The organism is Flavobacterium sp. FG19, from assembly GCF_057809475.1.
In genome coordinates this window covers 80,319-96,614 of sequence record NZ_JBMDKA010000011.1, presented here as the reverse complement: position 1 = coordinate 96,614, position 16,296 = coordinate 80,319, and the positions used below count along the sequence as shown (strand labels likewise).

Annotated in this window: 13 protein-coding genes; 7 read left to right on the top strand and 6 right to left on the bottom strand. The window is 37.7% G+C overall.

Annotated elements, in window-relative coordinates:
• Positions 1-89: 89 nt before the first annotated feature.
• The gene (locus tag ACODST_RS12720) at positions 90-695 is read right to left on the bottom strand and encodes an RNA polymerase sigma factor (RefSeq protein ID WP_488932485.1); all 606 of its coding nucleotides are present in this window, start codon (positions 693-695) and stop codon (positions 90-92) included.
• A gap of 312 nt (positions 696-1,007) precedes the next feature.
• On the opposite strand from ACODST_RS12720, the gene ACODST_RS12715 reads away from it, so the two are divergent.
• Positions 1,008-2,954 carry a glycoside hydrolase family 97 protein gene (locus ACODST_RS12715; protein ID WP_488932484.1) on the top strand — a complete coding sequence of 649 codons (1,947 nt, stop codon included), beginning with the start codon at positions 1,008-1,010 and terminating at the stop codon, positions 2,952-2,954.
• A gap of 318 nt (positions 2,955-3,272) precedes the next feature.
• Here the strand turns inward: ACODST_RS12715 and ACODST_RS12710 are convergent, their stop codons facing one another.
• From ACODST_RS12710 to ACODST_RS12690, 5 genes are all read right to left on the bottom strand, one after another.
• Positions 3,273-4,703, bottom strand: a complete 1,431-nt coding sequence (locus ACODST_RS12710) for a glycosyltransferase family 2 protein (RefSeq protein ID WP_488932483.1) — start codon at positions 4,701-4,703, stop codon at positions 3,273-3,275.
• 12 nt (positions 4,704-4,715) lie between these two features.
• Positions 4,716-5,537 (bottom strand): hypothetical protein, encoded by an 822-nt coding sequence (locus ACODST_RS12705; protein WP_488932482.1) that lies wholly within the window; start codon positions 5,535-5,537, stop codon positions 4,716-4,718.
• A 2-nt stretch (positions 5,538-5,539) separates the two neighbouring features.
• Positions 5,540-6,754, bottom strand: a complete 1,215-nt coding sequence (locus tag ACODST_RS12700; protein ID WP_488932481.1) for a YaiO family outer membrane beta-barrel protein — start codon at positions 6,752-6,754, stop codon at positions 5,540-5,542.
• On the bottom strand, positions 6,754-7,119 hold the full coding sequence (locus tag ACODST_RS12695; protein ID WP_488932480.1) for a response regulator transcription factor: 366 nt from the start codon (positions 7,117-7,119) through the stop codon (positions 6,754-6,756). The genes ACODST_RS12700 and ACODST_RS12695 overlap by 1 nt, the downstream gene beginning before the upstream one ends.
• Positions 7,120-7,200: 81 nt before the next feature.
• Positions 7,201-9,189, bottom strand: a complete 1,989-nt coding sequence (locus tag ACODST_RS12690) for a GAF domain-containing hybrid sensor histidine kinase/response regulator (protein WP_488932479.1) — start codon at positions 9,187-9,189, stop codon at positions 7,201-7,203.
• 343 nt (positions 9,190-9,532) lie between these two features.
• Here ACODST_RS12690 and ACODST_RS12685 point away from each other — a divergent pair, with 343 nt between their 5' ends.
• The 6 genes from ACODST_RS12685 (at position 9,533) to ACODST_RS12660 (ending at position 16,059) form a co-directional block, all read left to right on the top strand.
• Positions 9,533-10,243 carry a DNA alkylation repair protein gene (locus ACODST_RS12685; protein WP_488932478.1) on the top strand — a complete coding sequence of 237 codons (711 nt, stop codon included), beginning with the start codon at positions 9,533-9,535 and terminating at the stop codon, positions 10,241-10,243.
• 392 nt (positions 10,244-10,635) lie between these two features.
• Positions 10,636-13,026 carry a TonB-dependent receptor gene (locus ACODST_RS12680; RefSeq protein ID WP_488932477.1) on the top strand — a complete coding sequence of 797 codons (2,391 nt, stop codon included), beginning with the start codon at positions 10,636-10,638 and terminating at the stop codon, positions 13,024-13,026.
• Between the two features lie 8 nt (positions 13,027-13,034).
• Positions 13,035-13,745 (top strand): HmuY family protein, encoded by a 711-nt coding sequence (locus ACODST_RS12675; protein WP_488932476.1) that lies wholly within the window; start codon positions 13,035-13,037, stop codon positions 13,743-13,745.
• 8 nt (positions 13,746-13,753) lie between these two features.
• A complete protein-coding gene (locus tag ACODST_RS12670; protein ID WP_488932475.1) occupies positions 13,754-14,554 on the top strand; it encodes an HmuY family protein in 801 nt (266 codons plus the stop codon).
• 17 nt (positions 14,555-14,571) lie between these two features.
• Positions 14,572-15,318 (top strand): hypothetical protein, encoded by a 747-nt coding sequence (locus tag ACODST_RS12665; protein ID WP_488932474.1) that lies wholly within the window; start codon positions 14,572-14,574, stop codon positions 15,316-15,318.
• Positions 15,319-15,390: 72 nt separating this feature from the next.
• Complete coding sequence (locus tag ACODST_RS12660) at positions 15,391-16,059, top strand: hypothetical protein (RefSeq protein ID WP_488932473.1); 669 nt, start codon at positions 15,391-15,393, stop codon at positions 16,057-16,059.
• The last annotated feature ends 237 nt before the right edge of the window (positions 16,060-16,296 follow it).

Sequence of the window (16,296 nt, the reverse complement as noted above, 5' to 3'; positions counted from 1 at the left end):
AGAAACTTGTAAAAATAATTCAAAAACAAGATTACATTTACTTTACATACCGGATACATTAAGCTCTAAAAAGGTTTCCGTAAGAAACTCTAAAGTGGTATTTGAAAATCATGAAAAGAACTTATAGTCTGGTACTGATCAATAAAAAATAAGGCAAACCAATAAAGTTCATGGCTTTTTACAGCATTTTTTCTAAGATACTGAAGCGTTTTGGAAACCTGATTGGCAACAGCACTCTGAGACATGCCCATTTCTTCGGCTATCTCTTTGTAACTCATTTCATCAAATTTATGAAGGGTGAATATTTTTCTTCTTTTTTCGGGAACCTGCTGCAGCAAATGCTCAATTCTTTCGAGTTTCGAAGTCAGATTGGCATCGGGTTCTTCGGTACTGTCAAGTTCTTTGATTAACTGTTCGTATTCGATAGAAAATATCTTGTTTTGTTTTTTATACCATTTGGAAATTTCCTGCTTACAGCTTTTAAATAAAACCGAATCGAGTTCTGTTCCGGGATCGATTTTTTTTCGGTATTTCCATAAATGAATAAAAACATTCTGGGTAATATCTTCGGTATCTGACTGCTGAGCGGCATATTTTTTTACAAAACAAAACACCTTAAAATGATATAATTCATAAATTTCCTTAAAGCCCGCATCATCTCCATTCTGTAACCTTGTTAGTAAAATAGCGCTCATAATGTAATTTTAAATTGGAAAAGAATCCTTACAAAATTACCGCAAACTAACTTTCATTATTTTGTTCTTCAGTTCATTTAATGATTTTTTAATATTGGAAAGCGTAGTTTTTAAATGCCATTCTCTATAACGTACTGTAATGCTGTTTATAGTCTGATACCTCTTCTTTAATCTGCCGCCTTTTGCTATAAATTAATACTGTCTGGCTAATAAAAATTCTGGTTCATAAACTGTTCTTTAAAAAATAGTGTTATTTTTACACTTATACATTAAAAACCACTTCTTTACTAACAAACCAAAAACAACACCGCAATGAAATCCTTTTTCATCAGCCTTTTGGGCTTCTTTCTTTCCTATTCGCTTCAGGCACAATCCGTGACAGCTGCTGTAAGTCCGGACAAAAACCTAAAAATTGAAATTACACTTCTTAACGGAGATGCTTTTTACAGCTTGTTTTACCAAAACAAAGAATTCTTAGCTCAGTCACCTTTAGGACTGTTGAGTTCTGCCGGAGATTTTACCAAGGATCTTAAATTCGAAAAAAGCAGTACCAGAAAAATACAGGAATCCTATGAACTCAATCGTTCCAAAGTAAGCAAAGTCAATTATAAGGCAAATGAACTAAAGTGTGTGTTTACTAATACAGCCCATGATACCCTGAATATCATTTTTAGAATCAGTAATACGGATGCTTCCTTTTCGTACTTAATTCCTAAGAATAAATCAAACAACACTGATGGCACAATCGAAAAAGAAATAACCGGTTTCAGGCTTCCAGAGGGAACTACAACTTTTATTACGCCACAGGCTCCGCCATTAAGCGGCTGGGAAAAGACAAAACCGTCCTACGAAGAAGAATATACCAGAGAAGAAATTGTAGGAACAAAATCCCAATACGGACTGGGTTATACTTATCCGGCGCTTTTTCATTTGGGAAATAAAGGATGGATGCTGATTTCTGAAACGGGAATCAGCGGAAATTATCCGGGAACGCGTTTAAGTGATGCTGATTCCAACGGAATGTATACGGTAACTTTTCCACAGGAAGGAGAAAATAACGGTGAAGGCGCGGTTACAGCCTCTGCCCCATTTCCTATGCAGACTTCCTGGAAAACCATTACAGTGGGCACTACTTTAAAACCCATTGTAGAGTCAACTGCAGCTACAGATGTTGTAAAACCGCTTAAAACAACGGATAAAATATTTGATCCAGGGCGTGCCAGCTGGAGCTGGATCGTTTGGCAGGATGCCAGCTGTAATTACAACGATCAGGTTACTTTTATTGATCTGGCAGCCGATTTGAAATGCGAATATATCTTAATTGATGCACTTTGGGATGTAAATATTGGTAAAGAAAAAATGGCAGAACTGGTACAATATGCCAAATCTAAAAATGTAAATGTACTGTTATGGTACAACTCTAACGGCAGCTGGAACTCGGCTCCGCAGACACCAAAGGATAAAATGAATACGCAGGAAGCCCGAATAAAAGAAATGCAGTGGCTGCAGCAGATTGGGGTAAAAGGCTTAAAAATAGATTTTTTTGGCGGGGACAAACAAACTACGATGAAACTGTATCATGACATCCTGATGGATGCTGCCGATTATGGACTGAATATTAATTTTCACGGCACTACGCTTCCGAGAGGCTGGGAACGTATGTATCCTAATTATATGACGAGTGAAGCGGTACTGGCTTCTGAAAATCTGGTTTTTCAGCAGGGTTTCAGTGATCGTTATGCTTCAACAGCCTCGATTTATCCTTTTACCAGAAATGCCGTAGCGGCCATGGATTTTGGTCCTGTTTTCCTCAACAAACGATTGAACCGAAATCCTAATGAGGGCAGTATACGAAGAACCACAGATGCTTTTGAAATGGCAACTGCTGTGGTATTTTTCTCGGCTGTACAGCATTGGGGCATTACTCCTGAAAACTTAAAAGAAAAACCGGCTTATTTGTTTGATTATGTGAAAAAAGTACCTGTCGTTTGGGACGAAACCCGTTTTATAGAGGGTTATCCGGGTAAATACTGTGTAATAGCACGAAGAAAAAACAACAAATGGTATATAGCTGCTATTAATGGTGAAAATAAAGTCCAAAAGCTCACTCTGGATCTACCTATGCTGAAAGGAAAAGAAATCTCGATTATATCTGATGCAGAAAACGGGGAATCCAAATTTGATACAAAAAAAGCAAAAACTGCTTCAATAGAAATTGAAATGGCACCCAATGGAGGAACGGTATTGTTTATACCCTAAGATTTAATAAAAGAAAAGGGGCAGTTCACAAAAGGGCTGCTCATTTTTTGTAAGTTTCGGAGAAGCGCCCTATTTATAGAATAAATAGGGCAAATGTTTTCAATATAAAGCTCCAGAGGAGCGACATATAGTGTAAATTGCAAATAATATGTCGCTCCTTTGGAGCTTTTTTTCATTTTCGTATTGAAATTCTATAAATACTGTACCCCTCTGGGGTTTATCATAGTGTTTTTTTTAGCAAATAGTATCTTTTATTCAAAGAGACTATCCTTTTGAGACAGCCTATTTTCTTTTTATTAGCAGGCAGGGTTTTTATTATTATTTTTTAGTAAAGCCTTTTCTGGTCATCTCTCCCCAGTTTTTGGTTCCTGTTATTTTTTCTTTATAACCAATTAAAGCGGAATAAACCGTTAAAGGATGAAAATAAAAAGGTTCAATAAATGCGGCCAGTAACAATTTGAAAAAGTCGGCCTGTTTTGGATATTTATGATACGTTTTCTCTTCGCTGTATAAAGCAATAACCGAAAAGAACACCGCAAAAGTATACACAAACAGCAGCAGTAAAAGGAAAAAATGCCAGTTAAGCAGTCCGATTATAAGAAACACAATGGTAATAACAAGTCCTATAAACTCAATTCCCGGCGCCAGAAATTCAAACAAAGTCCAATAGGGTACACTTACCATACCCAATAATTTATATTTGGGATTCAGGAACATTTTTTTATGAAAACTCAGGGTTTCAATGGTTCCTCTCATCCAGCGGCTTCTCTGTTTTTTAAATATTTTAGAATCCTCCGGAGCTTCTGTCCAGCATAACGGATCGGGTATATAACTCACCGTATACGGCAGTTTATTTTCGAGCATATAACGACGCATTCGTACTACAAGTTCCATATCTTCACCTACCGTTTTAGTATTATAACCTCCCGCCAGTAAAGCAATTTCTTTATCAAAAGCGCCAAAAGCGCCACTTATCAGCAATAAACCGTCAAGTCTTCCCCAGGCCATTCTGCCCAAAAGAAAAGCTCTTAAATATTCCAAAACCTGTATTCTTGGCAGCATTACATCCGGAATATTGACTTCAACCAAACGCCCGTTTTTAATCACACACTGATTCGCAATTCGCACTACGCCGCCTGTGGCAATAATACGCTTACCGTGCGATTCCAGAAAAGGTTTCGCCAGTTTAAGCAGCGAATCTTTATCGAGTATACAATCCACATCAATACAAACCACATAGGGATTCTGGGCAATGTTTAACCCTACATTCAGGGCATCGGCTTTACCGCCGTTTTCTTTGTCGACTACTATTAATTTTTTAAATGCCGCATTTCTCGAAGTATAAATACCTCTTATTTCTTTGGTTTTGATCTTTTGATGAATATCCAGTTCTGTTAAAACAAGGTCATAGGTTTTAATTAAAATCTCCATCGAATTGTCCTTGCTTCCGTCATTCACCACAATTACCTGATAGTGATTGTAATTAAGCGAAAGCAGTGATTTTACGTTTTCCTCAATTGTAAAACCTTCATTATAGGCAGGGGCAATTAAAGATAATTTTGGAGCAAATTCACTGGTAAGCAGTACTTCATAATCTACAAAACTGTTCTTTTTTAAATAGGCTCTTAATTCTTTTACCGAGAGATAGGCCAATATTAAATATGATGACATAATTAATATGGCATAAGCCAGTATAAGAACTAAATAAAAATGGGTAAAAATTGTTACTTCTGTATTAAAAAAATTCATCTGCCAATGGGTTTAAACCGTTAATGCCTGCAGTACATCCTGCGCCTCGTATTTGATCCAGGTATTAGAAGCTCTTTCGGCAAGCTGTTCTACATAAGGAACTTTCTGGGTCAGTTTCAATTCTTTAATCAATTTTAAACCAAGGGTTACCACAGTTGTATTTTGTGATTCCAGCAAAAGCTCAATACCTTTGGTATCGCCTACATCATGTTTTTTAAAAGCATGTATTATGTTAACCTGTGTCCAGTCATCAATAGGATTGGTATGTTCTGTAAGATGTACAATACCTTTTGTCCCTGCCAGTTTGATACAGGCATTAATAGCGGTAATCTGAAGGGTTTTATTGCGGGCTTTTGAAAAATGTATAATGGTATCAAAAGCGTCGTCAATGTTCATTTCTGCCAATTCGGTAATCCCTTTGCATTTTACATCCCATTTCAGGCTTTTGAGTTTTCGTAAAGAGTCTTTTATCAATGCCGAATCTTTGTAAAACTGTTCCAGTTTTACGGCATAAATACCATCATAATTTTTATGAAGGTTGATAATCGATTCTGTCATCACTTCCCTGAAAAAGTCTGTTGCCGCATAAACAGCAAATTCTTTATCTTCAACAGCCGTCTTATACAAAAGATCTTCAAACACTACCGAAAACATAAGCTTATCCACAAAAGCAACGTACTCGATACGAAGTCTTTCTTTTTTGATATTATTACTTCTGCTTGCAATAATTAAAAGATACACCAGAAAGGAGGTTAGTACAAACAAACAGATCGAAAACGTTAAAAAGGGTTCAACCCAGCTGCCTTCTTTATAATATTCCCAGAGTTTCTCCATTCTTAAAATCGTTTGGTCAGGATCACCTGAACATTAAACCTGTTCCTGTATTCTCCGGGTATATATTCTTCGTATTCGTACAAAAAAACAGGACGAACAAAAAACGAATCACCAAACCTGTGCTGGTATTGTACTCCTGCCCTGTAGGCTTTTAAAGGTTCGGTAAAATTATTATACAAATACAAATAAGGAACATTACCGTACTGAAGTTCAAATCGTATAAGACGTTCTTTTTCTTCATTGGTATGCTGGAAACTTAAAACATGCGAAAACAACTGGTTCCCGGTATCATAATAAGGTCTGTAGGCAATACTGTTACTTCCTGTTTTATAAGAAATCTGCCCTGTAAGCAGGGTTACATCATCGGTTTCAAAATGCATATAACGCGCTCCCAAAGCATAATCAAATCTTTTCTGGGGTCTGAAATAATATTCGGCTCCAGCCTTATACACCGGAAAAATAGTTTCTCCTGTTGAGGCTCCTGCATTTACATACAAATAATCTTTTTTGGCAAATGTCTGATAATAATCAGCCTCAAAAAGCATTTGGGTTTCGTTGTTAACATGCCCGATATTAGCACGTCCTACCAAAGCCGATTTGGTAAACTTATGCGAATATTCTACATAACCGTAATGCAGTGGTTCTTGTCCCGGATTAGAAGTGGAAACGTTTAAATAAGAAGCCGAAACCGCATTTTTGGTTTTACGTCCAAGAAGTGTTCGTATTCCTTTAAATGCCTGTGTACTGTTTTCTGTTACTGATGCTTTTTCGATAATATCGAGTGCTTCCTGATCGCGGTCGAGTTTTTCAAGACAGGTTACTTTTATCTTTAAAACATCAATAGAATTCGGGTCTTTTACCAGGTACTTGTCACAATACAATACACATTTTTCGTATTGTTCCCACCAGTAATAGGTATTAATAAGTGCCAGCAGGGCATCCTGATCCGGATTGATTCTGTCTGCTATTGGCGACAGGATTTCTACCGCTTTTTTATAATCTTTTTTCCAGCTGTAAATTCGTCCTGCATAAATTTTTATATCCTCATTCTCCGGATATTTTTTACATAAAGGTTCGATTAATGACAATGCTTTATCATAACTGCCCTTTTCAACCTCACTTTTTACAGTGACCAGTGTTTCATCAAAAGTAATCTCCTGTGCCGTAACAGCCGTCGAAATAAACAGCAGAAGAACGGAATAATATATAAATTTCATCAGACACGTTTGTTTAGCAATTTATTAATTCTCACTAAAAGCACAGCGGGACTGACCGGTTTGGCAATAAACTCGTTAGCGCCAATGTCAAATGAGTCCAGTTCAATCTGCTCTACACCTGAAGAGGTAAGTATAATTATCGGAATATCTGTATTAATATTATGCCTTACATACTGCGTAATTTCCATTCCGCTTATGCCGGGCATGTTGATATCTGTAAGGATCAGATCATAATTATTTGTTTTGATGGCATCCAGTGCATCTTTACCATCGGAAAACTGGTCAACTGTATATCCTTTAGACTCTAAGAAGAAAGATAATGATTTGCGTAGGATCTCATTATCTTCGGCTAAAACTATTCTCATTGGTTCAATATTTGTCTTTGGAGCATTTTTTCTTTAAAAATATGCCTAATTATCGTAAAGCTAGAATTTATTTCTCTTTTATCATAGCTCCTTTAAACATTTAACTACTTCAATTATTCCACAATGTATGATATTCATTCTGTCGGCAGATTCGGCAGTAAATTTTCCCTCCGCTGCTTCCTGTTCCATAACCGCCAGACCGTTGCTAAGATCCCCCAGCATAAACAAGTCTAAACTGGAACGCATATTGTGAGCCATTTTCCTGACCGCTTCTGTATCGTTGTTTTTAAAAGCATCTTCGAGCTGATCGGCTTCATTTGGAATCCTTTCTATAAAAAGATTAATCATATCCTGTCTGAAGTTTTCATCGCCGCAGGCCATTTCATCAATAAAAGACAAATCCACTTTTCGTCTGCGTACGGGTCTGTTTTCTTTATTCATTACCGTTCGAATCGCTTCCAGAAGAACGGTCTGCTTAAATGGTTTTGGTACATAACCGTCCATCCCCACATCGTAACAGCGTTCCTGTTCACCCATAAGCGAATGGGCTGTCATGGCTATAATAGGAATCGTCGAATTCATTTCATTTCTGATAAACTGAGTCGTCTGGTAACCGTCTTTAACCGGCATCTGAAGATCCATCAGTACCAAATCATATTCCTTTTGTGATAAAAGCTCTATTCCTGCTTCTCCGTTATCAGCAATATCCAGTTCAAAACCAAAATTCTCAATAACACTTCTTGCCAGTTTTTGGTTCAGCACATTGTCTTCACAAAGCAAAACTTTAAGCCTTCCCAGACTGTCTCCGTCCATAACTTCAGAAACGGTTTCGGTATAATCTGTTTTTCTGTATGTAATGGTAAAGAAAAATTCAGAACCCCGTCCCTCTTTACTCTTTACATGTATTTCTGAATGCTGTAACTCGATTAACTGTTTTACGATACTTAATCCCAGTCCGGTACCGCCAAATTTTCGGGTAGTACTGTCTTCTGCCTGCGTAAATCGGTTAAAGATCGTTTTGAGTTTCTTTTCGTTGATTCCAATACCGGAATCTTTAATAGAAAATTTTAAAGAATAATGGTCTTCTGTTTCATCCACTTTTTTTACAGCAACCGTTACATCGCCTTCTTCTGTAAACTTAAGCGCATTGCCTATAAGATTGACTAATATCTGATTAAGCCTTCCCTGATCGCCTATGACCATTTCAGGCAGATCAGCATCCAGAAAAAGATTAAATTCGACCGCAGAAGGCACTTTCACCTTTAGTAAATTGTAAACGTGTTTAAGTGTTTTCTGCAGATTAAAAACTTCTGATTCAATGGTTAAATTACCTGATTCTATTTTAGAAAGGTCGAGAATATCATTAATAATCAGTAAAAGGTTTTCTCCCGCTATCTGAACACTATCGATATAATCACGCTGTACATTATCCAGTTTCGTTTGTGCCAGTAAGTCGGTAAAACCAATTATCGCATTTAGCGGAGTCCTGATTTCGTGGCTCATATTGGCCAGAAAACTGTCTTTGGCCAGTATGGCTTTTTCTGCTATTCTCTTCTGAGCATCGAGCTGAATGTTTTTGGTACCCAGTTCCAGCTGGTTAATCACGTGTTTGGCTACAATAGAAAGTGCATTTCGCTGATTTTCGTTTAGTTCTTTCACCACATGATCCAGCGCACATAAAGTCCCTATATTGTAACCATCGGGCGTAGTAAGCGGAATTCCGGCATAAAACCGTATTTTAAAACCTCCTGTAACATTAGGGTCATCTTTAAAACGCTCATTCAAAAACGTATCGTTAATTTCTACCATATTGGATTCCATAATGGTATACTGACAGAAAGAAATTTCACGAGGTACTTCTCTTACTCCTATTCCTATTTCCGACTTAAACCACTGACGGCTCTCATCTATAAACGAAATATGCGCGATTGGTACACCGCAGATATACGAAACCAGTTTGGTGGCATCATCAAAAGCATCATCGGGAAGTGTGTCCAGAACATTATAACGTTTTAATGCCGCTAAACGTTCCAGCTCATTGTGTGGTATTGGAAAATCTTGATTACTCATTTGTTTTGCTAAAAAAATTCTATCGGCTTATACGCATACCCTTCACGGCTGACTACAGAAAAAAGCAGATACCTGCAAAGTTATTTAATTAAAATCTTAAAATACAATTTGAAACCCGGAAGTATCAAAAATCAATAACATTAAGTATTTTATTGAAAAAATGCCCTCTGTAAAGAAGTTTTTTTGTTTACACCAACTAATAACAGAATTAAAACTTTGCTATTTACAGCTTCTCTGTTTTCAAAATACCGGGCTTTATAACTGAAAACTACTAAAATAGCAGTATATTTCCGGGTAAAATCCATAGAAATCCTTTTTGTTACTGATTTAAAAATCTTTAGAGATGAAAAATGAAATTATTACCGATATTCGTCAGACACTGAGTGATTGTTCAGATGAAAAAACAAAACTATCGTATGCCCGTTTCTTTAAAGAAGAAGTAAAAACCTATGGCGTAAAAACGGCTGATGTGGGTAAAATTGGAAAAATGGCTTTCATGGAAATTAAAAACCTAAGCAAACAGGAAATTTTTGAATTGTGTGAAGAGCTTTGGAAATCAGGATACCAGGATGAAGCATACATTGCAGCTAACTGGTCTTATTATCTCCATAAAAAATACGAACCGTCTGATTTTGCAGTTTTTGAAAAATGGGTAAATCAGTACATCAGCAACTGGGCTTCCTGTGATACCTTCTGTAACCATACCGTGGGAACCTTTATCATGCAATATCCTGACTATATAAACAGCCTGAAAAAATGGGCTGAATCTTCCAATCGATGGGTTAAACGGGCGGCGGCAGTAAGTCTGATCATTCCGGCACGAAAAGGACTTTTTCTTAAAGATATTTTTGAAATTGCCGATATTCTTTTCTCAGATAAGGACGATATGGTTCAAAAAGGGTACGGCTGGATGCTGAAAGCGGCAAGTGAAGCAAACCAAAAAGCGGTATTCCGTTATGTTTTATCCCGAAAAGACACCATGCCCCGTACCTCTCTGCGTTATGCCATAGAAAAAATGCCCGCTGAAATGCGAAAACAGGCCATGCAGAAATAAAGGCATTCTCGCATACTTAAAGTCTGCCTCGTTATTATTTTTATATTTCATTTCTTCTCTAAAAATCCTTTAGACCGAAACTATTTATCACAGAATCTGTCTCAAAAAAAGAAGTTTTAGTAAAAAATAAGTATTCTATTTTTTGTTAAATTTTTCTTAAAACAGCATTTTAAGGAACAGAACTATAATTAACCTTAATCAGCTTGTTTTTAAATATTTAAATAAAACAAACTAAAGCTTTACATTATATTTTTTTCTTTCCTAAATCTCTTACAGAAGTTCCGTCTGTAAAAAAAATACTATTACTATTATATTAATTACTATTTTTACCAAGTCTAAATAAGAATAGAAATTATTATCTTATTGTAAAAGACAGCGGATAAAATACCACAATGAAAAATAAAAGCATTTACTGTCAGACAAAAAAGAGAATTATTGCAGGTTTTGTCTTATTATACATCCATTTTGTACAAGCCCAGGATAACAATACGATCAAAGGTTTAGTCTATCATTCTGAAAACCCAATTGCACAGGCACTGGTAAGATTAGAACCCTCAGGCAGAACTTCTTTAACAGACCAAAATGGTTCTTTTTCATTTTCCGGTTTATCCCATGGAACATATACCATTACAATTACGAATATGGGGTTTAAGGATTATATACATACTGTCTCTGTTAATGGAAAAACCATTAAACCGCTGCATATACAAATGGAGGCTGGCGTAGATCTCCAGGAAGTGAGTGTAATAAGCCGCAGTACTGCCTCAAATAATCCCGAAAATCTTATCAAAGCACAATACAGCGCTATGCCGGTAACGGTAATAGACCGTAAAACCATAGAACTTATGGGCAGCCGAAGACTTGATGAAGTTTTAAAGGAACAAACCGGAATTGCGATTGTAAATAATATCAGCGGCGGAGCAAGATCGGTTGGTGTACAAATGCAGGGTTTTGGCAGCGAATACATTATGGTTCTCATAGACGGACAGCCCATGGTAGGCCGAAACAATGGAAACTTTGACCTTTCGCGCATCAGTGTTTCCAATATAGAACGTATCGAGATCATCAAAGGCGCTTCTTCGAGCTTATACGGAAGTGAAGCACTTGGCGGTACTATTAACATTATCACCAGACATGGCGTAATCGATCCGCAGCTTCAGGCCGGCATCAGCTATGGTTCCCTCAATATTATAGATGCCACTTTAGAAGGCGAAACTCCTTATTTACAAAATAAAGGTACGGCAAACTTTGCGGCCAACTATTACAGAACAGACGGTTATAATACCAATTCCAAATACATTACAGGAACCACTTCCCCACCCTATGACAATTACAGCCTTCAGGGAAGATCACGTTATCAGGTTACTGAAAACAGTTATCTGAACTTAAGCGGACGATATGGTTTACGACGTTCGTTCATGCAGAAAGATTTTGGTTTAGGAAACATTTCCGGTGACAATCAGGACGAACAGGATCTGAATCTTTCCGTTTCTTTCGATCATCGTTTCAATACCAATCTAAGAAGTAACACCCGATATTACCTTACCTATTATACAGCCGATATGAGTGTGGCCTGGCAGCAGACAAACAATACGGCCAGTCAGGATGTTTTTAAACAGACCTTACACCGTTTTGAACAGCAATTCTCCTACAGCAGTACAAACTCGTATAATCTCGTAGGCGGTTTTGGCGGAAGTCTTGAAAACATGAATGATGATGCGTTAACGGGTGCCAATACCTTAGAAACCGCTTTTGCCTACGTACAGGGTGAATGGACTCCTTTTGAAAAAATAAAGGCAATTGGAGGGTTACGCTATGATTACACCAATAATTTTGGAGGAAAATTAAACCCAAGTTTTGGTTTACAATATTTTATAACGCCTAAACTAACCTTTAAAACAGGAATTGGGACAGGCTTTAAGGCACCTGATTTTAAAACCAATTACTTAGTGTTTTACAATTCCAACAGCAACTATATGGTGATTGGAAATGCTGTACTGCGTCCTACTCTGGAGCAAATGCAGCAGGACGGTCAGATTAGCGAAATCAGGGAATATGTTTTAAACCAGACCGCCGGAAATTTACAGGCTGAGAAAAGCACTTCTTATAATGCCGGATTTGTAGTCGAACCTTCTAAATCTGTAAAAATAGAAGCAAACGCTTTTTATCATAAAATTACCAATCAGATCAACAGCATTCAGGTAGCAACGGGTACCAATAATCAGATTATTTATACCTATCAAAACCTGCCTCAGGCTGTTAATAAAGGCTTCGAACTGGGATTAAAACTAAGTCCGTTAAAGAATCTGGAAATAAGTGCCGGGTATCAGTTTCTGATTGCTAAAGATTTAAGTATCAAAGACAGTATAAGTTCCGGAAAATGGCCTTACAGCCAGAACATACACGATCCGGCAACCGGAAATTCATACAAACCGCGTCCGTCTGATTACTGGGGAATTGAAAATCGTTCCCGTCATATGGCCAATACGGCAGTCTTCTACAATTATGAGCCCTGGAAACTCAGTGTCAATGCCAGAATCAACTTCAGAGGCAAATATCCTTTTGGAGACCGTAACGGGAACCAGTTTATTGATAAATATGACATATTCGTAAAAAACTACTGGCTTACAAATCTGGGTATTGAGAAAAAACTGCTCAGGGATTATCTCAGTATTCGTTTTACAGCCGATAATATTTTTGATTACACTGATCCGCTGATGCCCGGGCAGCCCGGAAGAATACTGCTCGCAGGTGTAAGCTATCGTTTCTTTAAAAACCAATAACAAACAAAATGATAACAATTCAAACAATAAGAAAAGCTGCATTGTTCCTGACGGCCGCCGTTTTGGTTTCCTGCAGCAGTAATGAAGAAGACAACAATTCCTCTCTTGAAGATGGAAAAAGCACTGTAATAACAGATCTTGCGGGAGATACAGGAGCGTCTATGGGGGAAGGAACAGACGGAAAAACGCAAAGAGGTTTTCATACTTTTCTATTTCGTTTCAGCGACAAAAAACAAATATGGCTGCATACCAAAGCTGATTCTTTACAATACATGAAAACCGCAGACTGGGATATTGCTTTTACAGGACCTTATAACAGTGAAATTTATGTAAACAATGCCAAATACCAATACAATCCCGGTTACGAAGGGCCTGCCGGTAATACAGCCGTTATTATGATCAATGATCTTTATCAGAATGTACATCAGGCTCCTTCTGATACGGAGTTTAACAACAGCGAAATCACTAAAATTGGCTGGGCTTCTTCTGAAAGTTCCACGGGCTGGTTTTATTACAGCTTAAGCACACACATTATGCAGTCTATCCCTGCCCGTACTTATGCTGTCAGGCTGCCGGACGGTAAATATGCCAAGCTGCAGCTGATCAATGCCTACAAAGGAAACCCGCCTGCTGTAACTGATCTTAACTGGCCGGCACCTTATTTCACTTTCAGGTATTTTGTACAAAATGACGGAAGCAAAAATATAAGCACAAATTAATATATCCCATGAAAAAACTCAAAACCATAACACAAAGAATCCCAAACAAATTACTGGCGTTTCTGTTTATTGCTGTACTAACAGCAGCCTGCTCTTCTGATGACAACAGTCCGGCAGAGCCCGAAACTGAAGAACCGGAAACAGAAGTTCCTTCTACTGATCTGTTCAACAAAGTAATTCATGTAAAGAACTATCAGGGAAGTACTTCCGATGATAACCCAACTGCCCCTTCGGCAACCTTATATTACAGTCTTGAAGAAAATAAACCTATGGACGGCTCGTATAAAAAAACACGTAAATGGGATCTGGCTTTTGGCGGACTTTATGCCAGCTTTTTATCCGGAAACAACGGAAGCAACAGTCAGAACAACGGATATCTGGCGGGCGGAAAAGGCGGTATTACTATTGTAGCCCAGCATTTTGATGATGTTGTGGACATTCCGGCCGACAGTCAGTTTAAAACAGGAATTGACCTTATTGGTACTGATGACGCCGGTTCCTTTGGAAACGGAACGGGCTGGTATTTATATGATTTTGACGGCGTGGTAGTAACTGACGGAACCAACCCGCAAAAAGCCCACGTAGCGTATGCACTGGGAGAACCGCTTACAATCAAAAACGGCACGACAATACCAGCCAGAACCATAATTCTGAAAACCGCAAACGGAAATTATGCCAAAATCAAAATGATCTCGGTTTATAAAGATGTATATACCCCGACAGAATGGTTTAAAGACACTCCTCATATGTACTACACTTTTGATTATGTGATGGTACCGGCAGGAAGCACCAAATTTGAAATTAAATAACCTATACCAATCCAAAAATGAATACTAAAATTTCCAAACTAAAAACGCCTTTGTTTTTAACCGCTTTTACACTGGCAGGTCTTTTAACATCATGTGACAGTGAAGAAGAAAGATGGACCGACGTAAAAGGAGATCCGGTAACCGAAATTATTACTGATCTGGATGCCAGACGAATCATTTCTTTTAAGGTAACCAATCCAGGAGAAGAGCTTGCCATTTACAGTGCTGTTAATAATGTCGACAAAACAATTACAGTCTATCTGCCTTCTTTTTATGAATATGAATACCTGGAAACTGCTATAACACTGCCGGAAAAAACCACTATAACACCTGCTGCTACTGAGTTACTGCCAGTTTTTAGCGAAACTCCTTTAACCTATACGACAAAAGCAGCCGATGGAACAACAGCGGTTTACACCGTTTCAATTGTAATACAGCAGCCGGAACTTGTTTTAAGAGAGTTGTCTACTCCAACCAATACTTATACACTCGCCTCTACAGGTTCCTTAACCGTAACAGGAGATAACTTCCTTCCGTCTTACGAAGTCACAAAAGTATTTGTTGTAGATGCACAGGGTAATAAAAAATGGCAGATGCAGCAATATAATGACGGACTGGATATCTTTAGTTTCTCGGCTATGTATGTGTTTGGAGACACGGCTAATAATCCTTTGACTTTAGAACCAGATACTGATTACTGGATCAAAATGGAAAGTTATAATCTTTCGGTTACGATGCAATATCCAATCCGAATTACAAAATAAAAAAAATAAAAATGCCTGTATTTTAGTGCAAGGGTAACCTAAGAAGCCAAATTAATCTATTAAATATATATTATGAAAAAAATAATCTTATCATTTATAGCATTGGCTGCTATTACAATTACTTCTTGCAGCTCTGACGATCAAACTGCTGATACACAAGCTCAGGCTCAGGAACAACAAGTTTCCAATGGTTCTACAAAAAAAGCACTTGCTCTTTGTACTTCTACTTCAACAACTGTAACGGTAAACAGATGGCAGGCGCCTTCTTCTGTTGACACTAACTGGACTCCGGTAGCGGCTGCCATTGGTGGTGTAAACGTACAGTGGGAAGGAATCTACGGTGCTTCCTTGCGTCCTGCAGGAAATACTGCTCAATGGTATGTAGGTACTATCGATTTAGATGCAGCCTGTGGCGAATGGGATCTTTGGAAAGGCAGTATTGCTGTTAAAAATGCAGCTGCTAATGTTGGAACAGCTCCAACATCTGATCCATACAATGTTGTAGGATACAACGGAACTATCTCAGGATCTAGCTACGGATTAGGATATTACTCATACAATATCACTACTCACGTTATGACTCCTGCAAAAGCAATTGTGATCTGGAAAACAACAGGTACTAATTCTCAGTCTGTTACTAATCCATCAACCGCTACAGAAGTTTATTTAGTAAAAGTAACAGCAGTTACTCCAGGAACTTCAAGCAGTACAATTAGTTACAACTGGACTCAGGTAAAATAAGTATTAACAATGTAAAAAAGAACATGGGATCACGAAATAATTAAAGGTGAGCAGTAAAGCTGACAGGCGATCTCTGCATAAACCAGTAACATATCATTACCCCATGACTATCGAACGGCTTTTTTAAGTACCGCTGGCATTGCAAATACAGGCATTTTAAAAAATATAAAAGACCATTAACAATGAATGGCAAAATTAACAAAATAAAATCATTTAAGAATCAAATAATTAATACAA

Coding starts and splice junctions, on each gene's coding strand:
- ACODST_RS12675 (WP_488932476.1), top strand. CDS start 13,035: ATGATAACAATTCAAACAATAAGAAAAGCTGCATTGTTCCTGACGGCC.
- ACODST_RS12720 (WP_488932485.1), bottom strand. CDS start 695: ATGAGCGCTATTTTACTAACAAGGTTACAGAATGGAGATGATGCGGGC.
- ACODST_RS12705 (WP_488932482.1), bottom strand. CDS start 5,537: ATGGAGAAACTCTGGGAATATTATAAAGAAGGCAGCTGGGTTGAACCC.
- ACODST_RS12670 (WP_488932475.1), top strand. CDS start 13,754: ATGAAAAAACTCAAAACCATAACACAAAGAATCCCAAACAAATTACTG.
- ACODST_RS12680 (WP_488932477.1), top strand. CDS start 10,636: ATGAAAAATAAAAGCATTTACTGTCAGACAAAAAAGAGAATTATTGCA.
- ACODST_RS12710 (WP_488932483.1), bottom strand. CDS start 4,703: ATGAATTTTTTTAATACAGAAGTAACAATTTTTACCCATTTTTATTTA.
- ACODST_RS12660 (WP_488932473.1), top strand. CDS start 15,391: ATGAAAAAAATAATCTTATCATTTATAGCATTGGCTGCTATTACAATT.
- ACODST_RS12685 (WP_488932478.1), top strand. CDS start 9,533: ATGAAAAATGAAATTATTACCGATATTCGTCAGACACTGAGTGATTGT.
- ACODST_RS12690 (WP_488932479.1), bottom strand. CDS start 9,189: ATGAGTAATCAAGATTTTCCAATACCACACAATGAGCTGGAACGTTTA.
- ACODST_RS12695 (WP_488932480.1), bottom strand. CDS start 7,119: ATGAGAATAGTTTTAGCCGAAGATAATGAGATCCTACGCAAATCATTA.
- ACODST_RS12715 (WP_488932484.1), top strand. CDS start 1,008: ATGAAATCCTTTTTCATCAGCCTTTTGGGCTTCTTTCTTTCCTATTCG.
- ACODST_RS12700 (WP_488932481.1), bottom strand. CDS start 6,754: ATGAAATTTATATATTATTCCGTTCTTCTGCTGTTTATTTCGACGGCT.
- ACODST_RS12665 (WP_488932474.1), top strand. CDS start 14,572: ATGAATACTAAAATTTCCAAACTAAAAACGCCTTTGTTTTTAACCGCT.